Raw genomic sequence first — 23,666 nt, 5'->3', positions numbered from 1 at the left:
CCTGAGGGTCAGTTTTAGCGGGAAGGATCGAGGCGCGCTGGCCCCGACCCTTTAACACTGTTTATCGAGCAGAAGCCAACGGCGGTGTGCGCGGTGGAATCAGGCGCTGGCTGCCGATGGATTCGAAAGCAGAAGCGAAGCGCAGCAGGGCGGAATCGTCGTAAGCACGGCCGGCGAAGGTCAGGCCCACGGGCATGCCAATGTCGGCCATCACGCCCATCGGCACAGTGACGGTGGGCACGCCGAGGTGGCGGATCGCAAGATTGCCATTGGCGACCCAGACCCCATTGCTCCAGGCGATGTCCGCCGACGCCGGGTTGACGTCGGCATCGGCCGGGGCCACATCGGCGACGGTCGGGAACAGCACCGCATCCAGCCCGAGCCGCTGCATCCAGTCTTCGAGGTCAATACGGCGGGTATGTTCCAGGCCGCGCAGGCCGTCCGGCAAGGTGTCGATCTGGTCCCACGGCGTGATGCCGCGCTGGGCCATCTTCACGTACTCGTCCATGCCCGCAGCGAGATCGCCCTCGCGGTTGGGCAGGGTGCCGGGGTCATGGGGGAAAATCAGCGGGCCGTTGACGTCGGCCAGGCGGTTCAGTTTCGGGTCGCCGTTGGCTTGTAGAAAATCGTCGAACGCCCAGGCGGTGAGGTCCCACAGTTCGTGGTGCAGGAACTCTCTGGACACGATGCCGCGGTTGTACACCGTCGGCGCGCCGGGACGATCGCCCTCGCAGTTGGAGACCAGCGGGAAATCCACCTCGACGACTTCGGCGCCTTGGGCTTCGAGTGCCTGGCGCGCCTGTTCCCACAGGTCGATCACCGAGCCACGGGTGATGATGCGCTGGCCGGTGGGACCGCCAATGCCGGGCGCTTCGGAGGTGCCCGCTTCAGGGTCGGCATTGATGTACATGCGCGGCACACCAAAGCGTTTACCGGCCAGGGTTTGCGGGCTGGCGGCGAGGTCGGCGTAGGAAGCCGGGCGCACCGAGTCAACCGAGGGGATGGGCACCCAGGGCTGCAAGCGCCACAGGTCGCCGCGGGTATCGGGGTCTTCGGCGACCACCACGTCCAGCACGTCGAGCAGATCGGCCATGGTCCGGGCGAAGGGCACGACCACGTCCATGGTCGGCGTCAGCGGCCAGTTGCCGCGCACCGAAATCACCCCGCGCGATGGCGTGTAAGCGCACAGGCCGTTGTTCGACGCAGGGCCGCGGCCGCTCGACCAGGTTTCTTCGGCCAGCCCGAATGCGGCGAAACTCGCGGCCGTTGCAGTGCCGGCGCCGTTGGATGACCCGGACGCAAACGGCGCCGTCAGGAAATCCCCGTTGTAAGGGCTTTCAGCGCGGCCATAGACGCCGCGCTGCATGCCGCCATTGGCCATCGGCGGCATGTTGGTCTTGCCCAGACAGATCGCACCGGCCCCACGCAACCGCTCGATGGTGAACGCATCACGGTGAGCGACCAGTTCGGCAAACGCCGGGCTGCCCGATGCTGCCGTGAGGCCTTTGACCAGATAGCTGTCTTTGGCTGTGTAGGGAATGCCGTCAAGGGGGCCAAGGGTTTCGCCTCGCGCGCGACGGTCATCGGAAGCTTGCGCTTCGTCGAGGGCCTGGGGATTGCGCACGACCACGGCATTGAGCGCGGTGTTGGTGTCGGTGCCGTCATAGGCGTCGATTCTGGCGAGGTACGCCTGGACCAGTTCGACGGCGGTGGTCTGGCCCGCTTCAAGGGCCGCGCGCAACTGCGCGATGGAGACTTCGGTGACTTCGATCATGACTGCGACGACCGTGAGCCGGGGAGTAGAGGGCAGGATGTCTGAACAAGAATGGGCATATCGCTTCCCGTTGCGCGGCAGGGCCGGGCTGGTTTGAAACCGACTGAGGCGTGGGTGGGCAACGCAGCTCAGGTCGGCAGGCGTATTCGTGTGGCGCACATTATGCCTCCGCCATGCCTTTGCCGCGAGGCTTGCGCAGGTGCTCTACATGCGGAGCGTCAGAGGGCCGCCGCCCATGCGGTATAGCGAAAGGCTTACACGCTCTGGAGCAATGTCGCCCTGTACAGCGAAGCGCCACAAGCGCAACCTTGGATCCATCAACCGAGGCGCTGGATGTGCTTCGCAGGTCATGGATGATCCACCATTTGCCGGGACGGCTACTGACAGGATGTTGGAATGGTGTTGAAAGAAAAGAACCCGCTCAGGCGGGTTTTTTATTGCCCGCGATTAAGTCTGCGGGGCGCTTGGGCGAGGTGCGCGGGTGCTTGGTCAACGTGCGCAAGGCGCCTGGGCCGAGTTCTGTGGTTAACTCCTGCGCATCATTTTCTGTGGCAGGTTTTGCAATGACTCCCCATCACAGCGCGCACCGGCAAGTCATCGGCATGTGGTTGATGGCGGGCGTGGCGCTGACGTTCGCCAGTCATGATGCGATTTCCAAGACGCTGATCTATTCCCTGCCGGTGATCTTCGTCGCGTGGGCCCGCTACCTGGTTCACTCGACCCTGGTGACCACCGTGCTGCTGCGCAACGGCGGGGCAAACGTTTTCCACACCCGCCGGCCCTGGCTGCACCTGCTGCGCGCGGTGGTGTTGCTCGCCGACAGCCTGTCTTTCCTGTTCGGCCTGACCCACGTGCCGATTGCCGAATCCACGGCGCTGGTCTTCCTTGCCCCTGCTTTTGTAACGATCCTGTCGCCACTGATCTTCGGCATCAAGGCGGACCGCTGGCAGTGGCTGTCGGTGGTGCTGGGCTTCATCGGCGTGCTGGTGATCATCAACCCGGCCAGCGACACCTTCTCGCTGTGGATGCTGTTTCCCCTCGCGACCGCGCTGTTCTTTGCGCTGTACCAACTGCTCACGCAACTGGCAGGGGAGACCGACAGCCCCTCGGTGTGCAGCTTCTACGTGGGCGTGTTCTGCACCCTGATCCTCAGCGCCATTGTGCCGTTTTACTGGGCCAAACTTGACTGGTTGCAGATGGGGTTGCTGCTGGTGCTGGGCGGTCTGGGGCTGTGCGCGCACTTTTTGATGGCCACGTCTTATCGTTATGCTTCTTCGTCTGTGCTCGCACCGTTGGGTTACCTGCAAATCATCTTCGCGGTGGCTTACGGGGTTCTGCTGTTCGGCAATTTCCCGGGCACCGCCTCGCTGTTTGGCATCGGACTTATTTTCCTCAGCGGTCTGATGGTTTACGCCAGACGCCAACCCGCGGCGCCTGTCAGTGAGGTCTGATCAGGACCTATCTGACTGTCAGGCGTTTTCATTGCCCGGACGGGTGAAGGAGAAACGGTGGATATCGACCCGCAACTGCCAGCCCTGATTCGCCCAATAGGTTGCTGCGGCCGGGTTGGTCTTGAGCACGTCGATATGGCATTTGTGAATACCTTCCGCCTCCAGACTGACCAGACAGCGCTCGACCAGCGCCTGCCCGATTCCCTGCCGCCGATACTCAGGCAGCACCAGCAAATGCTGCAGATACCCGCGCCGGCCATCATGGCCCGACATCACACACCCGCAGATGAGTGAACCGTCTTCCGCCACAAAACTCAGTCCGGGGTTGCGCAGCAGATACCGCTCGGTGGACTCGCGGGAGTCCGCGTCACGCATGGAGATGCCCGGCGTGTCACCCATGAGTTGGGTGATGGCGTCGTAATCGTCCAGGGTCATGGGGCGGATGATGGGCATGGCTGGCGCCTGAAGTGGAGAGAGGACAGGGAGCGTAGCAGCGCGATTGGTGGGGTGTCATGTCAGCCGCAAGGTGACGCGGAGCGTCACGGGATGAACTCCCACGCGGAGCATTGGGACGATCGAACATCGTGTGACGCTCATGCCGGCCTCTTCCCGGCTGAAGCCGGTCCCACTAACAGCAGCGCGTGCATTCAGTGAAAGCGGTGGAAACCCCCTACCGTAGGATCGGCTTCAGCCGGGAAGCTCTTGATCTGCTTTTGATCTTGATCTTCTTGCGCAAAACGCCCAGACGCCGCCAATCGCGACTTGGGTGACGTGTGCATAACCCTGTATCTGATCCGTATTTATAAGCCTTACCTGAATCTGTACTGAAACAGCGACAACCCGCAAAATCACTTCACTCCCGGCAGACCGATCAAGCCCGACCGGTCCGCATCATCCGGCCCGAAATCCCTAGTACTTCAAACTTGCGTAGGAGAAACCCATGGCCAAGCTCGCCATCTTCCTGTTCGGCTTTCTTGCCCTGACCCTTATGATCGGCGCCCTCGCCACCATCTCCCCGACCTGATCCCGACCTGACACCCCCCGCGCTCCCCGCAACCTGACGGCAGACACACGCTCTGCCGTTTCCGCGTTCCCCTGAAAAACGTGAAACCTCAAACCCCCAAACGCCATTCATCCGCCAACCCCCATCCCCACCCTTGACGCCCATTTGTAACGGGACAATACTCAGCGCAGATTCATATAGATGACTACATAACTACAACAGCGAAGCGCCTCCATGAACCGACTTTCCAGCGATGTCCGCTTGCCGCTCTACCAACGCTTGCGAGACCAGCTCGCCGAACAGATCGCCAATAACCGCTGGCGCCCGGGCGAAGCCATTCCCACCGAAGCCGCGCTGTCCAGCGAGTACTGCCTGTCCACCGGCACCGTGCGCAAAGCCATCGACATGCTGGTCAACGAAAACATCCTCGAACGACAACAGGGCCGCGGCACCTTCATTCGCCGCCCGCAGTTCCAGTCCTCGCTGTTCCGCTTCTTCCGCTTTCAAAGCGTCTCCGGTGAACGCCAGGTGCCTGAAAGCCGCATCCTCTCCATCGAAGCCGTGACCGCGCCCTCGGCCGTTTCCCACGCCCTGGGTCTGCCGCTGGACGCGCCGGTGATTCGCCTGATCCGCCTGCGTCTGCTCGACGCCCAGCCCGTGCTCGCCGAAGAAATCTGGCTGCCCCAGGTGCAGTTTCAGACGCTGCTGGAAATCGACCTCAGTCGCCAGGGACCGCTGCTCTATCCGATCTACGAAGAGCAATGCGGCCAGGTCGTGGCCTACGCCGAAGAAACCCTGACCGCCGAAGCCATCAACGACACCCACGCCCGCTTGCTGCAGGTGCCGGTCAACAGCCCGGTGGTGGTGATCGAGCGTCTGGCGCGCAACTACGCCGGACAACCGCTGGAATGGCGACGGTCCCGCGGTCACGCCAGCCACTTCCGCTACAGCGTCGACATCCGCTAACCCGCGCCGTCGACTGCCGAAATCTGCACCCAAGCCCGTCACTCAGAACGGGCTCTACAGCACCTGCTGCTTCACACTTATAAGGACAAAAACCATGTTCAACTGGTATCGCCACGTCACTCCTCGGGAGCGCAAAACGTTCTGGGCCTGCTTCGGCGGATGGTCGCTGGACGCCCTCGAAGTTCAGATGTTCGGCCTGGCGATTCCGGCGCTGATCGCCGCCTTCGCGTTGACCAAGGGTGACGCCGGGCTGATCAGTGGCGTGACGCTGATCACCTCGGCCCTGGGCGGCTGGGTCGGTGGCACGCTGTCCGACCGCTACGGCCGGGTGCGCACGCTGCAGTGGATGATCCTCTGGTTCTCGTTTTTCACCTTTCTGTCGGCGTTCGTCACTGGCTTCAGCTCGCTGCTGATCGTCAAGGCGCTGCAGGGTTTTGGCATCGGTGGCGAGTGGGCCGCAGGCGCGGTGCTGATGGCTGAAACCATCAACCCGAAATACCGTGGCAAGGTCATGGGCACCGTGCAGAGCGCCTGGGCGGTGGGCTGGGGTTTGGCGGTCGGCGTGTTTACCTTGATCTATTCGTTCGTGCCCCAGGACATGGCCTGGCGGGTGATGTTTCTGGTCGGCCTGCTGCCGTCGCTGCTGATCATCTGGGTGCGCCGCAACGTCGAGGAGCCGGACAGCTTCCAGCGCCTGCAAAAAGACAACGCCATCCCGCAGAGCTTCTTCAAATCCCTGGCCGGCATCTTCCGCCCGGAATTGATCCGCGTGACGCTGCTCGGCGGCTTGCTCGGCCTCGGCGCCCACGGCGGCTACCACGCCGTGATGACCTGGCTGCCGACCTTCCTGAAAACCGAACGCAATCTGTCGGTGCTCAACTCCGGCGGCTACCTGGCAGTCATCATTGTCGCCTTCTGGTGCGGCTGTATCGCCAGCGGCTTTCTCATCGACCGCATCGGCCGCCGCCTGAACATCGTGCTGTTCGCCCTGTGCTGTGTCGTCACCGTGCAGTGCTACGTGTTCCTGCCGCTGACCAACACCCAAATGCTGTTCCTCGGTTTCCCGCTGGGCTTCTTCGCCGCCGGCATTCCGGCCAGCCTCGGCGCGCTGTTCAACGAGCTGTATCCGGCTGACGTGCGCGGGGCAGGGGTGGGCTTTTGCTACAACTTCGGCCGTGTGCTGTCCTCGGTCTTCCCGTTTCTGGTGGGCCACATGAGCGAATCGATGTCGCTGGGTTCAGCCATCGGCATCGACGCCGGGATCGCCTATGGCGTCGCCGTGATCGCCGCGTTGTGCCTGCCGGAAACCCGCGGTCGCAGCCTGGAAGCCAGCCCTACTGCCGGCGCCGTTGCAGAGACACGCAGCGAAACCGCCCGCGCCTGATGTTCCCTTCCGCGCGGCGCCTATTGCGTCGCGCATCTTTTGATAGATGAGATCCATGTCCGACCTCTTTTCCGTCTCCCCCGCGTCGATCCTTGGCATCGACGGTCACGCACACGTCTTCAGCAGGGAGCTGGACCAGACATCGGCACGACGCTATTCACCGGACTACGACGCCACGCTGGCGATGTACCGGGATCAACTTCACCAGCACGGCCTGAGCCATGGTGTGCTGGTGCAACCGAGTTTCCTCGGGACCGATAACCGCTACTTGCTCGACGCCCTTCAACAGGCGCCGGATCAACTGCGTGGCGTGGTGGTGGTCGACCGCGATATCAGCCGTGCCGCGTTGGAAGAAATGGACCAGTTGGGCGTCGTCGGCGTGCGTCTGAACCTGATGGGCAAAGCGCTGCCGGACTTTTCCGAACCGCAGTGGCAGGTGTTCTTCGGGCACATCGCCGCGCTCGACTGGCACGTAGAAGTGCACCGGCAAGTCGCGGATATACCGATGCTGCTGGCGGGACTGATGCCGTTCGGCATGAAGATCGTGATTGACCACTTTGGTCGGCCCGATGCCCGACTGGGCCTCGATCAACCGGGCTTTCGCCAGATGCTGGAACTGGGCCGCAGCGGGCAACTGTGGATGAAAGTCTCGGGCATTTACCGTCTGGAGGGCAGCGCACAAGAAAACCTCGATTTCGCTCGTGCCGCGCTGCCGTTGCTGGTCGACGCTTTCGGTCAGCAGCGGCTGGTCTGGGGCAGTGACTGGCCTCACACCCAGCATGAAAATACTATCAGCTATGGCTCTGTGCTCGAGCAGCTGCAGGCGCTGGGCTGCACTGCGCCATTGATGCGCTCCTTGCTCATCGACGCACCCCAGGTGCTGTTTGATTTCCCGCCGACCGAGGCCTGATCCGGCTTGAGGCGCGCGTTTCTCTCCGCTGATCAAGGCCGGCTGATGTGCGGCCGGTCGGGATCGTCCTCGGGGCTGTGAATGCTGATCCGTCTGGCCTTGGCCCCTTGGGGTTCGACACGCAGCAGGAAGACGATCAGCAAACCGTTCTTGAAGGTCGCGCCCTGCACCTCAATGTGATCGGCCAGATGGAAGACCAGCCGGAATGGCCCATGGGCGATGCCCTGATGCAGGTACGTCACGCCGCCATCGGTGTGGGCTTCACCTCCGCAAACGGTCAGCACATTTCTTTCCAGGGTCAGGTCAAGGTCGGCGGCGGCAAGCCCTGCCGTGGCGATCACGATTCGGTAATGGTCAGTGCCGTACCGTTCGACGTTGTGAGGGGGGCCGCTGGCGTTTATTTCGCTGTGCAGGGCAGATTCAAAAAAGTCGTTGAAGCGGTCAAAGCCCACTGATTGCCGGAACAACGGGGCCAGTGAAGCGGTGGTGGCCATGCCTGAATCTCCTGGAGATTGCCACGGTGATCAAGACGCCGGTCGACGCCGGCTCTGCACTTGATGCTGTCGTTAGAGTTGAGCTCAAGCGCCAGAAAATACAAGCACCTGCGTTAAATACTCCGCCAACAGAACCACTCTATCGTCGCCCAAACATTTGCCTATTAGACGGCTGGCCTGAGTCGTCTAGTCTTGTGCGAGTGCTACCCTGGGCTGTCTCGCTGATGGCCGAAAAGTAAAAAGTAAACAAGAAGGTGAGTAGACCATGTCAACTGAATCGAAATGCCCGATCAACCACGCAGCCGGAGGCGGAACCACAAACCGTGACTGGTGGCCGAACCAGCTGAACCTGAAGATCCTGCACCAGCACTCGCCATTGACCGATCCGATGGGCGAGGGCTTCGACTATGCCAAAGAATTCAAGAGCCTCGACATTGCCGCCGTCAAACGCGACCTGCTTGAGGTCATGACTCAATCCCAGGACTGGTGGCCGGCCGACTTCGGTCACTACGGTCCGCTGTTCATTCGCATGGCCTGGCACAGCGCCGGCACCTACCGCACCGCTGACGGTCGTGGCGGCGCAGGGGCCGGGCAGCAGCGCTTCGCACCGCTCAACAGCTGGCCGGACAACGTCAACCTCGACAAGGCGCGCCGACTGATCTGGCCGGTGAAGCAAAAGTACGGCAGCAAGATTTCCTGGGCCGACCTGATCGTGCTCACCGGCAACGTCGCGCTGGAATCCATGGGCTTCAAGACCTTCGGTTTTTCCGGTGGGCGTGCCGATGTCTGGGAACCGGACGAGGCCGTTTACTGGGGCGCTGAAACCACCTGGCTCGGCGGTGAAGACCGCTACGGCGCGCACAAGGACATGCAACAGCCGGGCGAGGGCACGCTGGTTGCCGAGCCGGAGCACCACAGCGAAGAACAGACCCGCACCGCCAACGGCGAGCGCAATCTCGAAAACCCGTTGGCCGCCGTGCAGATGGGCCTGATCTATGTAAACCCTGAGGGGCCGGAAGGCGTGCCTGATCCGGCGGCCTCGGCGCGGGACATCCGCGAGACCTTCGGCCGTATGGCCATGAACGACGAGGAAACCGTTGCCCTGATCGCTGGCGGCCACGCCTTCGGCAAGACCCACGGCGCCGGGCCCGCTGACAATGTCGGGCCTGAACCGGAAGCTGCAGGCCTTGAAGCACAAGGGCTGGGCTGGCGCAGCACTTATGGCTCCGGCAAGGCCGGCGATGCCATCACCAGCGGGCTCGAAGTGACCTGGACCTCCACCCCAACCCAGTGGAGCAATGAGTACCTGGAAAACCTGTTCGGCTTCGAGTGGGAGCTGACCAAGAGTCCGGCCGGAGCCCATCAGTGGAGGCCAAAAAATGGCGCTGGCGCGGGCAAGATCCCCCATGCCTTCGACCCTGCCAAACGCCAGGAACCGCGCATGCTGACGTCCGATCTGGCGCTGCGCGTGGACCCGGCTTACGAGCAGGTCTCCCGACGCTTCCTGGAAAACCCTGACCAATTGGCCGATGCCTTCGCCCGCGCCTGGTTCAAGTTGACCCACCGGGACATGGGCCCGCTCGCCCGTTACCTCGGCCCGGAAATGCCAGGGGAAGAGCTGCTGTGGCAGGACCCGATTCCCGAGGTCAACCACCCGCTGGTGGACGCCAACGACGTGACTGCGCTCAAGGAAAAAATCCTGGCGTCCGGACTGGCGGTCTCGCAGCTGGTCGGCACGGCCTGGGCGGCGGCGTCGACCTTCCGGGGCTCCGACAAACGTGGCGGTGCCAACGGCGGCCGTCTGCGTCTGGCTCCGCAGAAAGACTGGGCGGTCAACCAGCCGGCCAATCTGGCGGGCGTGCTGCAAACCCTGGAGCGGATTCGCGATGAATTCAACGGCGCCCAGTCCGGCGGCAAGCAGATTTCGCTGGCTGATTTGATCGTTCTCGGCGGCAGCGCGGGTATCGAGCAGGCCGCGAAAAATGCCGGTCATCACGTCACTGTGCCGTTCACCCCGGGCCGTATGGATGCTTCTCAGGAGCAGACCGACGTCGAATCGTTCGGCTTCCTTGAACCCATCGCCGACGGTTTCCGCAATTACCTCAAGGGCCATTACCGCGTCTCGGCAGAGAAGCTGCTGGTCGACAAGGCGCAGTTACTGAACCTGACGGCGCCGCAGATGACCGTCCTGATCGGCGGCTTGCGCGTTCTGGATATCAACGCCGGGCATAGCCAGCACGGCGTCCTGACCGAGAAGCCGGGTACGCTCAGCAACGACTTCTTCAAGAACCTGTTGGACATGGGCGTCGAGTGGAAAGGGGTGTCGGGCGGCGACCAGCTGTTCGAGGCCCGTGACCGTAACACCGGCGCCGTCAAATGGACTGGCACCCGGGTCGACCTGGTGTTCAGTTCACACGCTCAATTGCGGGCCGTGGCCGAGGTCTACGCCAGTGCGGACGGGCAAGAGAAGTTCGTCCAGGACTTCGTCGCCGCGTGGACCAAAGTGATGGAGCTGGACCGCTTTGATCTTGCTTGAGGTCAGGGTTTTTTAGCCTGCAGCGCGTCATAACCAACGCCTCCCCTGTGGAGGCGTTGTTTTTTGTGAGGAGGTTCGGATCCTTTCAGCCGCCAAAGAAAGTGGCTGAATGCCCCGGCCTCTTCGTGAGCAAGCTCACTCCCACAGGTCCTCCGAACTGGCCGAAATATCGAGCTGAACCACCATCTCGTGGGAGTCGAGCTTGCTCGCGAAGACTTACTTTCAGCCGCCAGAGAAAGTGGCTGAATGCCCCGGCCCCTTCGTGAGCAAGCTCACTCCCACAGGTCCTCCGAACTGGGCGAAATATGAGTCCGTCCACAATCCCGTAGGAGCGAGCTTGCTCGCGAAGACTTACGTTCAGCCGCCAGAGAAAGTGGCTGTATGTCCCGGCCTCTTCGTGAGCAAGCTCACTCCCACAAGTCCTCCGAACTGGCCGAAATATGAGTCAGTCCACTATCCCGTAGGAGCGAGCTTGCTCGCGAAGACTTACTTTCAGCCGCCAGAGAAAGTGGCTGAATGTCCTGGCCCCTTCGTGAGCAAGCTCACTCCCACAGGTCCTCAGCCTGGCTCGACATCTCAAGCCGAACTGCCATCCCCTGGTAGCAAGCGCCCGCAGGATTCAACTTTTGCGGATGAACATGACACAGCCCGAAATACACCCTCACAGGCATGGCTCATGAAGCGGCTACCGTGGTTTGTGCATCCACAGTCGAGGTAGTCAGCATGGCCACGAAAGCTCGTTCGCACAGCTTGCGCATAGGGCGGTATTCCGAAATGGGGAGGATCTATCTGGTTACCTCCCGGCTCGACCGTATGAGAAATGATTTTAGTGATTGGCGGGTGGGTCGGCTGCTCGTAAAGGAAATGAGAGATGTGCACAAGTGCGGATTTGCAAAAACGCTGGCGTGGGTTGTGATGCCTGACCATTTTCACTGGTTAGTGAAGCTACATCACGGCTCGCTTGCGGGCATTGTTCAGCGAGTCAAGTCGAAGACCGCCATTGCAGTGAACAGGGTCACCGGCAATCAGGGGCGACTGTGGCAGCCTGGATATCACGATGCAGCCGCACGCCATGAGGATGATCTGATTCACTTCGCCCGCTATATCGTGTCCAATCCTCTCCGGGCAGGGTTAGTCAGCCGGGTCGGAGATTATCCACTATGGGACTCCATTGGGTTGCCAGGTTCAGGGGTCGAGTTCGGAGAGTCCGGGAGTGAGTTTCTTAAGCTTTTATTAGGCATCAACAATGATCTGCCTGAGTCATGGCCCATCAATGAGCCTTCTTGAACAAGGTGGACCGCCAGCCCGGTCACTCCCACAGGTCCTCCGAACTGGCCGAAATATTGAGTCAGCCCACCATCCCGTGGGAGTCGAGCTTGCTCGCGAAGGCTCACTTTCAGCCAGCAGAGAGGGTGGCTGAATGTACTGGCCCCTTCGTGAGCAAGCTCACTCCCACAGGTCCAGCGAACTGGCCGAAGTATCGAGGCAGCCCACTATCTGGTGGGAGTCGAGCTTGCTCGCGAAGACTTACTTTCAGCCAGCAGAGAAGGTGGCTGAATGTACTGGCCTCTTCGTGAGCAAGCTCACTCCCACAAGTCCTCCGAACTGGCCGAAATATTGAGTCAGCCCACCATCCCGTGGGAGTGGAGCTTGCTCGCGAAGGCTGACCTTCAGCCGCCAGAGAAAGTGGCTGAATGTACTGGCCTCTTCGTGAGCAAGCTCACTCCCACAAGTCCTCCAACCTAGCCGAAATATCGAGGCAGGCCACCATCCCGTGGGAGTCGAGCTTGCTCGCGAAGGCTCACTTTCAGCCACCAGAGAATGTAGCTGAATGCCCCGGCCTCTTCGTGAACAGGATTGAGCGCCATCCCGGTCACTCCCACAGGGCGCTAAGCTCACCCGCTTTTCCACCCCCCACCCAACGCCGCCATCAGCCCGACACTGGCCTGCAACCTGTCGGTCTCAACCACCTGCAACCGCCGTTGTGCCTGAAGCGCCGCGGTTTGCGCGGTCACTACGTCCAGGTAACTCGCGGCCCCGGCCTGGTAGCTGTTCATCGCCATCTGTTCGGCGCTTTGTGCGGCGTCGACGGCGGCGTGCTGGTCCTCGGACTCACGCTGCAGATTGCGCAGCTGTCCCAGATTGTCTTCGACCTCGCGCACCGCCTTGAGCACCTGGCTGTGGTACTGCGCGGCGGCCTCTTCAAACTCGGCTTTGGCTTGCCGCTCGTTGGCACTGCGGCGGCCGCCGTCGAAAATCGGCAGATTGACCAGCGGCCCCAGCGCCCAGTAGCGATTGGCGGCTGCCAGCAGATTGCCGCTGCCCTGGGTTTGTCCGCCGAGCAGGCCGGTCAGGCTGAAGTCCGGGTACCACGCCGCTTTCGCCACGCCGATGTTGGCGTTGGCGGCAAACACCCGGCGCTCTGCGGCGGCAACGTCGGGGCGTTGTTGCAACAGGCTGCCGGGCAAGGTATGGGGGATGCCGGGCAGTTTCAGCGGTTGCGCGCTCTGGGCCAGACGAACGTCTCCGGGCATCGCGCCCACCAGTTCGGCGATGGCGTGTTCGCTGAGGTCGCGCTGGGCGTTGACGTCATCCAGCTGCGCACGGGCTTCGGCGAGCTGGCTTTGCGCACGGGTCAGGTCCAGTGCCGACGCGATCTTGCCCTGGTAGCGATCGCGGGTCAGTTGCAGGGCTTGGGTGTAGTCGTCCAGCGAGGTCTGCAGGATGCGGCTTTGCGCGTCCAGCCCGCGCACCTGCACATACAGCGTCGCCAGCTGGCGCTGCAGGCTCAGGCGCGCGACCGCCAGATCGTCCGCCGAAGCTTGGGCCTGGGCGTCGCCGGCCGCCACTTGATTGCGGATCTTGCCCCACAGGTCCGGGTCGAAATTCAGGCTGAACCCGGCGGTGTCGCTGTTGTAGATCGAGGGCTGCGTGCCGCTGCGCAGTGGCCGTCGATCCGACTGCCGTTGGCGAACCGGACTCAGATTGGCGTTGACTTGAGGCATCAGCCCGGCGTGCAACTGACCCGCATACGCCAACGCGGCATCGTAGTGCGCCAGCGCGGCGGTCAAATCCGGGTTGGCATTGAGCAGCCGTCGTTGCAGATCATTCAGTTGCGCGTCCTCGAACGCTTTCCACCACTGGGCCTGCACCGTATCGGCAGGCTGCGCCGGGTGCCAGGGGCCGGCGTCCTCGGCGAAATGCGCGGGCAGTTGAACCGCCGGCGCCTGATAAACCGGTGCGAGCGAACAGCCCTGCAGCGTCACGGCGATGGCCAGCGTCAGCGCTTCAAGCCTTGTGCGCATGGTCACCTCCGGCGTCCGCCAGTTGCACGGCATCGTTCTCCCGCAGAGCATCGGGCGGGTTGTCGATGACGTGATCGGCCGGTTTGAGGCCTTGATCGATGATCAGCCGGTCCCCCAGATCCATCGCGATGTGGATGTCCCGCAGGTGCACATGGCCGGCGCCATCGAGGGTGGCAACCTGGGTGCCGTTGGCGCGGAAGATCAACGCGCTGGCCGGAATGCTCAGCCCGCCGCTGGCGTTGTTTACCGGCAGCGTGGCGTCGGCGTAGTCGCCGGGCATCAGCGCGCCGTCCGGGTTGGCGGCGATGAACTGGGCCAGCAGGGTGCCGGAGCGTGGATCCACCGCCGTGGAGTCACCCAGCAACGTGGCGGTGTAGGTCTGCCCCGGATGCTCGGGCACGCTCAGTTGCACCTGCATGCCGGGGCGGACCACGCTGGCGTAGTTCTGCGGGATCGGCACGTACAGCCGCAGGCGATGGGTGTCGGCCAGGCTGAACAGCGGGCGGGCGCCGCCGTCATCGGCTTTGATCAACTGACCGATGTCGGTGTTGCGCGCGGTCACGGTCCCACTGAATGGCGCGCGAATGGTCTTGTATTCCTCCAGCGCGACGATCCGTTGATATTCCGCGTCTGCCGCCTGCACATCGGCATTGGCAGCCGTGGCGGTGGCAACTTTTTCATCCACTTCCTGTTGCGACACTGAATGGGTGGTCAGTAGATGCTGCCAGCGTGCCGCCGTGGTCTGGGCAATGCGCGCGTTGGCGTGTTGCTGGGCCAGACGCGCCCGGACCTGGGCCAGTTGCTGATCAAGCTCGGGGCTGTCGATGTGGGCCAATACCTGACCGGCTTGCACATGGCTGCCGATGTCGGCGTCCCAGTCTTTCAGGTAACCGCTGACCCGCGCGTTGATCGCCGCATTGCTCCAGGCCTCAAGGCGAGCGGGCAGGCGCAAGGTGTTGCCTTGGGCGCTTTGGGTCGGCACGACAACGCTGACGACGGGCACTGATTGCCGCTCGGTCCAGGCGTCGACGGCGTGTGCCTCGCGGGTGCGTGCGGCGAGGCCATTGGCAACCAGCAGCGCCGCTAAAGTCAGGCCGCCAATGCCGAGCAACATCAGGCGTTTGCGCGAAGGGGCGTGTTCAGACGACATGGGGTGTTTCTCCATCAAGGGCATTCGCAGGCAAGGGTGTTGAGTGGCGGTGAACGAGGCTGAACACCACCGGCACGAACAGCAGGGTGGCAGTGGTGGCGAGGATCAGGCCGCCGATCACCGCACGGCCGAGCGGCGCGTTCTGTTCCTGGGAAATCGCCAGCGGCAGCATGCCGATGATCATCGCCAGCGCGGTCATGCACACCGGGCGGAAGCGCGTGTAGCCAGCCTCCATCGCGGCGAGCAGGGCATCGCCGTGTTCGGCCAGGCGCTCGCGGCAGAAACTCACCACCAGAATCGAGTTGGCGGTGGCCACGCCCATGCAGAGGATCGCCCCGGTCAGCGCCGGGACCGACAACGACGTGCCGCTGAGAAACAGCATCCAGACGATGCCGGCCAGCGCGGCGGGGAGGGCGGTAATGATCACGAACGGGTCGATCCACGACTGGAAGTTGACCACGATCAGCAAGTAGATCAGCACCACGGCGCCGAGCAGGCCCAGGCTCAGACCGCTGAACGCTTCATGCAGTGCGTCGATCTGGCCGTGCAGGCTGACCGTCGCGCCTTTCGGCCGCAGGTGCGCGGTGTCGTCGATGACCTTCTGGATGTCCGCCGCCACCCCGCCGAGGTCGCGGCCCTGCACGTTGGCGAACAGGTCCAGGGTCGGCTGAATGTTGTAGTGGGTGACCACCGCCGGGCTGTCGACGCGGCTGATCGTCGCCAGGCCGCCGAGGATCTGCGACTGCCCGTTGCTGCCGGTAATCGGCAGGGCTTCCAGGCTCGGCAGGCTGTCGAGCCGGTATTGCGGTGTCGCCGCGACCACCGAATACGAGACGCCGTTTTTCGGGTTCAGCCAGTACGTCGGCGCGACTTGGGAGGTCCCGGCCAGGGATGCGCCGAGGCTGGTGGTCACGTCTTTTTCGGTGATCCCCAGTTGCTTGGCGCGCAGCCGATTAACGTTCACCTGCAACGACGGGTAACCGGTGGATTGCTGGATGCGCAGGTCGGCGATGCCCGGCACGTGCTGCAAAAGCCGCTGCAGTTCCAGTGCGTAGGCGCGGTTGGCGTCGCCGTTGGGGCCGGAGATTTTCAGGTCCAGCGGCGCGGGTGCGCCGAAGTTGAGGATCTGGCTGCTGATGTCGGCGGGCATGAACGCGAACTGGCTGCCGGGAAAGCTTTGCGGCAGGGCTTCGCGCAGGCGTTTGACGTAATCGGCGGTTGGCGCGTGATCGGCCTTGAGGGTGACCTGAATGTCGCCATCCTGCGGTCCGATGGTGCCGCTGCTGCTGTAGGCCATGTCGATGCCGCTCAGGGGGATGCCGATGTTGTCGATCACCGTGTCCAGTTCGTCGGCCGGGATGATCTCGCGGATGCGCTGCTCGATGCGGTCGAACGCCGCCGCGCTTTCCTCGATGCGCGTGCCCAGTGGCAGGCGCACGTGCATCGACAGCGCGCCGGCGTCGGTGGCCGGGAAGAAGTCTTCGCCCAAGCTGGGCAGCAGCGCAAAACTGGCGACCACGCAGGCGAGAAAGCCGATGAGGAATGACTTGCGCCGCTTCAGTGCCAGGCTCAGCAGGCCGTGGTAGGTGTCGCGAATCGCTGAGAAACGTGCCTCGAAACCCTGCTGAAATTTCAATGCGCCGCGCAGGATCAGGTTGCGTTGACGCCCATGCTGGTCACCTTCGTGGTGATTGATGAACGGGTCTTCCGGGTGATGGCCCGGGCCGGTTTCCAGCACGTGGGGTTTGAGCAGAAACATCGCCAGGGTCGGCACCAGGGTGCGCGACAGCAGAAACGAGCTGGCCATGGCGAAGATCACCGCCAGCGCCATCGGCCGGAACAGAAATCCGGCGATCCCCTGCAGCATGAACATCGGCACGAAGACGATGCAGATGCACAGCAGCGACACGAACGCGGGGCCGACGATCTGCCGCGCGCCGTCCATGATCGCGTCCTTCACCGCTTTGCCCTGTTCCAGGTGCCAGTTGATGTTCTCGATGGTCACCGTCGCGTCGTCTACCAGAATCCCCACCGCCAGCGCCAAGCCGCCGAGAGTCATGACGTTCAGGGTTTGTCCGGTCACGGAAAGCAGCGCGATGGCCGAGAGCACCGCCAGCGGAATCGACGCGGCGATGATCAGCGTTGAGCGCCAGCTGCCGAGAAACAGCAGGATCATCACGCTGGTCAGCAAGGCGGCGATGATGCCTTCCCGGGCCACACTCCCCACCGACGCTTTGACGAACACCGAGGCGTCGCCCAGCAGCGAGGTTTTCAGGGCCGGCGGCAGCGTTTCGTTGATCAGCGGCAGCATGTTGCGGATGTTGTCGACGATGGACAGGGTCGAGATGTTGCCGTTCTTCAGCGCCGGCATCAGCACGGCGCGACGGCCGTCAACGCGCACGATGTTGGTCTGCGGCGGCGAACCGTCGCGCACGTGGGCCACCTGGCCGATGGTGATCAGCGCGCCGTCGACGGTCTTGATCGGCAGGTCATTGAGTTCGTCGATGGCCTTGGGGCTGTTGTTGAGCAGCACAGTGTATTCGTCGCCGCCCATCTTCGCCGTGCCCACCGGGATGATCTGGTTGCCGGCGGCCAGTGCGTTGCCGACGTCTTGCGCGGACAGGCCTTCGGCGGCCAGCGCCTGCGGATCGAGGTCCAGGGTGATCTGCCGCTGCTTGCCGCCCATGGGCGTCGGCATCGCCAGCCCCGGCACGGCGCTCAGCGGCAGCCGGACGCTGTTCTGCACCAGATCGCGAATCTTCGCTTCCGACAGCGTCGGGCTGGAAAAGGCCATCTGCAGGATCGGCACGGTCGAGGCGCTGTAGTTGAGAATCAGCGGCGGGGTGATGCCCGCCGGCATTTGCTTGAGCACCGTCTGCGAGACCGCCGTCACTTGCGCGTTGGCGGTGCGGATATCCACGCCCGGCTGGAAGAAAATCTTGACGATGCCCATACCGGGCAGCGACTGCGACTCGATGTGTTCGATGTCGTTGACCGTGGTGCTCAGCGAGCGCTCGTAGGTGTAGATCACCCGACCGGCCATGGCATCCGGCGACAGCCCGGCGTATTGCCAGACCACCGCGACCACCGGAATGCCGATGTCCGGAAACACATCGGTGGGCGTTTTAAGGGCCGCCATCGGCCCGACAATACAGATGAAAATCGCCAACACGATAAACGTGTACGGCTTTAGCAATGCAGTCCTGACCAGCCCAAGCATGCCGTAAACCTCCCATTTCGAATGGGCGCAGTGTTGGTGGACGTACCTAACACGCAGCTTTCAGCGAGATGAACAAAACGTTAGTGCGGCGAGCAGGTTGCTTTCATGCTGGATTCATTTGTTGTTCATCCGTGGCCCACGCACCCTGCGCACCTCGAAATTCCACCCTGCACATCAGGGATTTTTTCAACTGCCGAGGTCGCGTCATGAAAGCCAAATCGTTATTGCTGGTCCCGATGTTCAGCCTGGTTGCGGTGCTGTCCGCCTGCGCCGGTCCCATGCCCAAAGCCGACCCGGGCGAGGCGTGGATCAGCTTGCAGGAACAGCCTGCCGACGTGTTGATGGCCGAGGACCTGGACGGCAAGCGCCTGAATGACGGTCGCTTCTTCGAAGTCAAACCCGGCGCCCACACCCTCGACGTCAACCTGATCGTCGAACGCAGCGGCGACAACGGTGAGATGAACTGCGAAACGGGCATTCAGTACAGCCAGTTCCAGGCGGGTGAGCATTACAAGCTGGTGGAGTCCAGCCTGGGCGAGGAATACCGGGTGAAACTCGAAGACGCGAAAGGGAAGTCGCTGGGGCACAGCGTGGACTTCACGTGCATGCCGGGGTGAGGGAAGGGTGCTTTGTGGTTCGGGTCATGTCGCGCACTGTCACGCGGTACACCTGATCCATGTGAAGTGACCGGCGTGGCGCCCCAACTTGCTCACGAAGACGGCATTCCGGCTGCTGGATATTTGGCGGATATACGGGCCTATTCGCGAGCAAGCTCGCTCCCACAGGTGCTCCATCTGCCAGATGATCTGCGTTTTCATCCTGTTTGTTAGACCCAGCGCTGCCGCGCGGCATACACGGTCCATGTGGGAGTGAGCTTGCTCACGAAGGCGGCATTCCGGCTGCTGGATGATCAGCGGTTCGAGGAGAAGGAACGGGTTTATCTGGAGGTCATGGAGAAAGCCTGGGCGCGGCAGGAAAAGATCATCGAGCAAGCCCGGAAGATGTAACGCCCCCCAATAAACAAAGCCGCCCTTGAGGCGGCTTTGTCGTTTTTGCTTGCAGCTTGCAGCTTGCAGCTTGCAGCTTGCAGCTTGCAGCTTGCAGCTTGCAGCCCAAAGCCCCACCCCTTCACCCCAACGCCAACACCCGTCGGCATTCCAGCACCAGGCTCGCGCCGCCGGACGGGCTGCTGCCGATGCGCAGTTTGAAGCCGTGCAGGTTGACGATCGCGGCGACGATGGACAATCCCAGGCCGAAACCGCTTTGCTGATTGCCGTTTTCACTGCGATAGAAGCGCTTGAATACCGCTTCGCGTTCGGCGTCGGGGATGCCGGGACCGGTGTCCTGAACTTCGATGAAGGTCGTGTCACCTTCGGCGCGGGCGATGAGCAGGACTTGCCCGCCCGGCGGGGTGAACTTGATCGAGTTGCTCAGCAGGTTCGACAGCGCCTCGAACAGCAGCGCGCGGTCACCCACCAGCGGCGGCAGTTGCTCGGCGACTTTCAACTGCAACGAGACGCGGCCTTCTTCCGCCAGCGGCAGGTAAAAATCATGCAGCTCCTGCAACAGCGGCTGCGGATCGAGCTGACCGAAGGCCGAGCGCCGCTGGTGGTCTTCCAGTTCTGAAATCCGCAGCAGCCCGCGAAAGCGCGCCATCAGCGTGTCGGCGTCGGCAATCACCTGGGCCATCTGTTCGCCCAGCGCCGAATCTTCCGGGGACTGCTGCTGGATTCGATAGAGCTGCGCGCGCAGGCGCGTGAGCGGGGTGCGCAGGTCGTGGGCGATGTTGTCGCAGACGCCCTTGACCTCGTTCATCAGGCGCTCGATGCGGTCGAGCATGGCGTTGACGATGTCGGCGAGCATGTCCAGCTCGTCGCGTCGGTCCGACACCGGCAGGCGTCGGGCCAGGTCGCCGGTGACGATGGCCTCGGCGCTGGCCTGAATCGCCCGGATGCGTTGCAGCGGCCGGCGTCCCAGCAAGTGCCAGCCGGCGATACCCGGAATGATCGTCAGCGAAATGCCCCACAGCAGCGCGCGCAGAATCAGCGTGGTCACGGCGAACAGCGAACCGTTGTCGCGCACCAGAATCAGCCAGCGATCATCCAGCGTGTGAATCGCCACGGCGTCGCAGCCCGAGCTGGGCAGGTCTGGGTCATCGGAATCGATGCAGGTGGCCAGCTCCTGAATCTCCCCGGTCAGCTTGAGGCCGTCGGGAATGCTCTGGATCGGGCCGCTGATGGGGTTCATGTCCTTGTCGAATAGCCCATAGGCGTCGACCGAACGCATGTCGAATTTGTCGCTGGTGCGCAACGCATCGTCCAGCTGCGCGCCTTCAAAGCGCGAAAAAAGCTGCTGGCGCTGCATCAGCGAGTGGCGGGCGAGGGTGTTGAGGTAACTGGTGACTTCCCAGTACAGCACCCCCATGAGGATGCTGCTCCAGGCCACAAACAGGAAACTGTACAGCGCCAGCAGCCGGCTGCTGGAGGAGCGCCAGCCCTTAGACGGGTTCGGCAATGACATAACCTGAGCCTCGAACGGTACGTATCAGCGGCGTCAGGGTAGGGGGATCGATTTTCTTGCGCAAGCGACCGATGTGCACGTCGATCAGGTTGGTGCCGGGGTCGAAGTGATAACCCCAGACTTCTTCGAAAATCATCATGCGGGTGATGATCTGCCCGCTGTTGCGCATCAGGAATTCCAGCAGCTTGTACTCGGTGGGCAGCAGGTTCAGCGGCTGCCCGGCGCGGCTGGCTTCACGGGTGATCAGATTGAGTTCGAGGTCAGCGACCTTGAGCATGGTCTCGGCCTGGGTCCCCGGATTGCTGCGGCGCAGCAAGACTTCCACACGGGCGGCCATTTCGTCGGAGGCGAAGGGTTTGGAGAGGTAATCATCCCCGCCAGCACGCAACCCACGCACCCGTTCATCCACATCGGACAGCGCGCTGATCATCAGGATCGGCGTGGCAATGCCCAGGGCGCGCATGGTGGTGACAATCGCCAGGCCGTCGACTTCCGGCAGCATCCGATCGAGGGTGATCAGGTCGTAATCGCCGCTGACCGCGCGGACGAGGCCTTCGCGGCCGTTGTCGACCCAGTCCACTTGCAGGCCATGGCTGCTCAATTCGGCAACGATTTCCTTCGCGGTGACGGCATCGTCTTCGATTGTCAGGATTCGCGTCATGTGAGGTCAGGGCCACGTGAGAGGACAGAAGGCTGCATTTTGCCTTTAAACGTAGTCGGAATTTCTTAAAAATAATTTAAGAAGGGCATGAGGGGCTTTTTGGTGCTAGCAAGCTCACTCCAACAGGACCAGTGTCACACTCAGGCACACCGGTCACTGTCACATTTCCTACCGCTTCAAGCACCTTTGCGATCGGATTCAGCTTTGGGCTGACGCAGCGCTTGCTTCAGCTTTTCGTCCAGCGCTTTCTTCTTGCCTTTCTTGTCCGGCGTTTCACCCTCGCTCCTGATCTGCGCATGGCTGATCAACGCGAAGATGAAGCTGCCGCCGATGATGTTGCCACCCAGGGTAGGGCCCGCAAACGTCAGCCAGAAATCCTTCCACGGCAGCTCGCCTGCGAACACCAGATACGAGACCTCGGCGGAGCCAACGACAATGTGGGTGAAATCTCCCAGCGCCATCAGGTAAGTGATCATCACGATGATGGCGACCTTGGCGGATTCCATGGAGGGGATCATCCACACCATGGTGGCGATCATCCAGCCGGAGATAATGCCCTTGGCGAACATCTGCCCGCTGTCGTTCTCCATCACCTTGCGGCCGATTTCGAGAAAGGCCTGGTCGGTCTTGGTGTCGAAGATCGGCAGGTGCAGCATGACGTAGGCCACCAGTAGCGTGCCGCACAGGTTACCTACCAGCACCACGGTCCACAGCCGCAACAGGCGGACGACGTTTTTCAGCGTCGGCTTGCTCATCACTGGCAGCACGGCGGTCAGGGTGTTTTCGGTAAACAGCTGCTGACGGGCGAGAATCACCGCCAGAAAGCCTGCGCAGTAGCCGAAGCTGGCGATGACTTTGAAGCCTTCGGCATCGGGCAGGCGAGAATTCAACAGCCCCATCGCCATCAACGACAGGCCCATGGTCAGCCCGGCCGCGAGGGCTGACCAGAACAATGCGGCGACGTTGCGCTCCAGTTCTTGATCGCCCTGCATGCGGATCGTTTCGTGGAGGACGGCGGCCCGGGGTGGCTGGTTTTCGTCGATGTCGCGTTCTTCTTCCGCCGTGAGGCCGGGGGTCTTGCCGTCTGGTTCGTGTTCCATGGCGATCCTTTGGATGATTCAGTGCTCTTGGGCAGAGCATTCTGCTTTCGATGTTCGAGGGAGGCGGCGGCTGGCGTGCACGTGCTTGCTGCGCGGCGCTGCTGCTTGAGACACAATCCGTTACCCGTCGTTCGCCAACGGCGGCTGCCTTTTCACTGACCCGGGAGCCCCTCCTTTGAGCCTTCATATCCGCGATGCCACCCGTGACGACGCCGCCGTCATTCTGGGCTTCATCACCGAGCTTGCGATCTACGAAAAAGCCGAGCACGAGGTCAAGGCCAGCGTCGCCGACATCGAGCGCAGCCTGTTCGACGAAGCTTCGCCGGCCAAGGCGCTGATCTGCCTGCTAGACGGCCAGCCTATCGGGTTCGCCGTGTACTTCCTGAGCTATTCCACCTGGCTGGGCCGCAAGGGCTTGTATCTTGAGGATCTGTACGTGTCTGCCGCGCAACGGGGCGTCGGCGCGGGCAAGAAGCTGTTGCGCCATCTGGCCCGCATCGCCCACGACAGCGGCTGCGGCCGTCTGGAATGGAGCGTGCTGGACTGGAACCAGCCGGCGATCGATTTCTACAAATCAATCGGCGCCGAGCCCCAGGATGAGTGGGTGCGTTACCGGATGGAGGGGGAAGGGTTGAAGCGCTTTGCGTTGGGTGAAGATTAAACCTCTCACCGGTCCTCCGAACTGGCCGAAATATGAGTCAGTCCACTACCCCGTGGGAGTCGAGCTTGCTCGCGAAGACTTACTTTCAGCCCCCGAGAAAATGGCTGAATGCCCCGGCCTCTTCGTAAGCAAGCTCACTCCCATAGGTCCTCCGAACTAGCCGAAATACAGAGTCAGTCCACGATCCCGTGGGAGTGACCGGGGTGGCGCTCCACCTTGCTCGCGAAGACTTACTTTCAGCTGCCAGAGAAAGTGGCTGAATGTCCCGGCCTCCTCGTGAGCAAGCTCACTCCCATAGGTCCTACGAACTAGCCGAAATATTGAGTCAGTCCACGATCTCGTGGGAGTGACCGGGGTGGCGCTCCACCTTGCTCGCGAAGACTTACTTTCAGCCGCCGGAGAAAGTGGCTGAATGCCCCGGCCTCTTCGTGAGCAAGCTCACTCCCACAGGTCCTACGAATCAGCCGAAATATTGAGTCAGTCCACGATCTGGTGGGAGTGACCGGGGTGGCGCTCCACCTTGCTCGCGAA

The 23,666-nt window shown here is 62.4% G+C and carries 17 protein-coding genes and 1 pseudogene; 9 read left to right on the top strand and 9 right to left on the bottom strand.

The window, feature by feature from the left end; all coding sequences use genetic code 11:
• Window positions 1-61: 61 nt before the first annotated feature.
• On the bottom strand, window positions 62-1,774 hold the full coding sequence (locus QWI20_RS03645) for an amidase (protein ID WP_369304211.1): 1,713 nt from the start codon (window positions 1,772-1,774) through the stop codon (window positions 62-64).
• A 563-nt stretch (window positions 1,775-2,337) separates the two neighbouring features.
• Here QWI20_RS03645 and QWI20_RS03640 point away from each other — a divergent pair.
• Complete coding sequence (locus QWI20_RS03640) at window positions 2,338-3,225, top strand: DMT family transporter (protein ID WP_369304210.1); 888 nt, start codon at window positions 2,338-2,340, stop codon at window positions 3,223-3,225.
• Between the two features lie 18 nt (window positions 3,226-3,243).
• Here the strand turns inward: QWI20_RS03640 and QWI20_RS03635 are convergent, their stop codons facing one another.
• Window positions 3,244-3,678, bottom strand: a complete 435-nt coding sequence (locus QWI20_RS03635) for a GNAT family N-acetyltransferase (protein WP_369304209.1) — start codon at window positions 3,676-3,678, stop codon at window positions 3,244-3,246.
• Between the two features lie 784 nt (window positions 3,679-4,462).
• On the opposite strand from QWI20_RS03635, the gene QWI20_RS03630 reads away from it, so the two are divergent.
• From QWI20_RS03630 to QWI20_RS03620, 3 genes are all read left to right on the top strand, one after another.
• A complete protein-coding gene (locus QWI20_RS03630; protein WP_192172330.1) occupies window positions 4,463-5,194 on the top strand; it encodes a GntR family transcriptional regulator in 732 nt (243 codons plus the stop codon).
• A 79-nt stretch (window positions 5,195-5,273) separates the two neighbouring features.
• On the top strand, window positions 5,274-6,578 hold the full coding sequence (locus tag QWI20_RS03625; RefSeq protein WP_369304293.1) for an MFS transporter: 1,305 nt from the start codon (window positions 5,274-5,276) through the stop codon (window positions 6,576-6,578).
• Between the two features lie 55 nt (window positions 6,579-6,633).
• Window positions 6,634-7,488: an amidohydrolase gene (locus QWI20_RS03620; RefSeq protein ID WP_369304207.1), complete on the top strand. Its 855-nt coding sequence runs from the start codon at window positions 6,634-6,636 to the stop codon at window positions 7,486-7,488.
• Between the two features lie 32 nt (window positions 7,489-7,520).
• Here QWI20_RS03620 and QWI20_RS03615 read toward each other — a convergent pair whose 3' ends face one another.
• Window positions 7,521-7,982 (bottom strand): Hsp20 family protein, encoded by a 462-nt coding sequence (locus QWI20_RS03615; RefSeq protein WP_369304206.1) that lies wholly within the window; start codon window positions 7,980-7,982, stop codon window positions 7,521-7,523.
• A gap of 265 nt (window positions 7,983-8,247) precedes the next feature.
• Here QWI20_RS03615 and katG point away from each other — a divergent pair, with 265 nt between their 5' ends.
• Both katG and QWI20_RS03605 read left to right on the top strand, forming a co-directional pair.
• A complete protein-coding gene (gene katG, locus QWI20_RS03610) occupies window positions 8,248-10,518 on the top strand; it encodes a catalase/peroxidase HPI (protein WP_369304205.1) in 2,271 nt (756 codons plus the stop codon).
• A gap of 723 nt (window positions 10,519-11,241) precedes the next feature.
• Window positions 11,242-11,697 (top strand): annotated as a pseudogene (locus QWI20_RS03605) (transposase); the annotation flags it as partial.
• Between the two features lie 716 nt (window positions 11,698-12,413).
• Here the strand turns inward: QWI20_RS03605 and QWI20_RS03600 are convergent.
• The 3 genes from QWI20_RS03600 to QWI20_RS03590 are packed head-to-tail and all read right to left on the bottom strand — an operon-like array spanning window position 12,414 to window position 18,193.
• Window positions 12,414-13,823, bottom strand: coding sequence for an efflux transporter outer membrane subunit (locus tag QWI20_RS03600; protein WP_369304204.1), 1,410 nt, complete (start codon window positions 13,821-13,823; stop codon window positions 12,414-12,416).
• A complete protein-coding gene (locus QWI20_RS03595) occupies window positions 13,807-14,973 on the bottom strand; it encodes an efflux RND transporter periplasmic adaptor subunit (RefSeq protein ID WP_369304203.1) in 1,167 nt (388 codons plus the stop codon). The genes QWI20_RS03600 and QWI20_RS03595 overlap by 17 nt, the downstream gene beginning before the upstream one ends.
• Complete coding sequence (locus tag QWI20_RS03590; RefSeq protein ID WP_369304202.1) at window positions 14,963-18,193, bottom strand: efflux RND transporter permease subunit; 3,231 nt, start codon at window positions 18,191-18,193, stop codon at window positions 14,963-14,965. The genes QWI20_RS03595 and QWI20_RS03590 overlap by 11 nt, the downstream gene beginning before the upstream one ends.
• A gap of 206 nt (window positions 18,194-18,399) precedes the next feature.
• On the opposite strand from QWI20_RS03590, the gene QWI20_RS03585 reads away from it, so the two are divergent.
• Together QWI20_RS03585 and QWI20_RS03580 are read left to right on the top strand one after the other, a co-directional pair.
• On the top strand, window positions 18,400-18,810 hold the full coding sequence (locus tag QWI20_RS03585) for a hypothetical protein (RefSeq protein WP_369304201.1): 411 nt from the start codon (window positions 18,400-18,402) through the stop codon (window positions 18,808-18,810).
• Between the two features lie 252 nt (window positions 18,811-19,062).
• Window positions 19,063-19,200: a hypothetical protein gene (locus QWI20_RS03580; RefSeq protein ID WP_369304199.1), complete on the top strand. Its 138-nt coding sequence runs from the start codon at window positions 19,063-19,065 to the stop codon at window positions 19,198-19,200.
• Window positions 19,201-19,321: 121 nt separating this feature from the next.
• On the opposite strand, the gene QWI20_RS03575 is transcribed toward QWI20_RS03580, so the two are convergent.
• The 3 genes from QWI20_RS03575 to QWI20_RS03565 all read right to left on the bottom strand — a co-directional run bounded on the left by QWI20_RS03575 (window position 19,322) and on the right by QWI20_RS03565 (window position 22,474).
• A complete protein-coding gene (locus tag QWI20_RS03575; protein ID WP_369304198.1) occupies window positions 19,322-20,713 on the bottom strand; it encodes an ATP-binding protein in 1,392 nt (463 codons plus the stop codon).
• The gene (locus QWI20_RS03570; RefSeq protein ID WP_062387311.1) at window positions 20,691-21,374 is read right to left on the bottom strand and encodes a response regulator transcription factor; all 684 of its coding nucleotides are present in this window, start codon (window positions 21,372-21,374) and stop codon (window positions 20,691-20,693) included. The genes QWI20_RS03575 and QWI20_RS03570 overlap by 23 nt, the downstream gene beginning before the upstream one ends.
• A 176-nt stretch (window positions 21,375-21,550) precedes the next feature.
• A complete protein-coding gene (locus tag QWI20_RS03565; protein WP_369304197.1) occupies window positions 21,551-22,474 on the bottom strand; it encodes a formate/nitrite transporter family protein in 924 nt (307 codons plus the stop codon).
• A gap of 175 nt (window positions 22,475-22,649) precedes the next feature.
• Here QWI20_RS03565 and QWI20_RS03560 point away from each other — a divergent pair, with 175 nt between their 5' ends.
• Complete coding sequence (locus QWI20_RS03560; protein WP_369304196.1) at window positions 22,650-23,135, top strand: N-acetyltransferase family protein; 486 nt, start codon at window positions 22,650-22,652, stop codon at window positions 23,133-23,135.
• The last annotated feature ends 531 nt before the right edge of the window (window positions 23,136-23,666 follow it).

Source organism: Pseudomonas sp. W2-17 (assembly GCF_041060445.1).
Taxonomy (GTDB): Bacteria; Pseudomonadota; Gammaproteobacteria; order Pseudomonadales; family Pseudomonadaceae; genus Aquipseudomonas.
The sequence above is the reverse complement of the archived record's forward strand: the minus strand, read 5'-3'. Positions and strand labels throughout refer to the sequence as shown.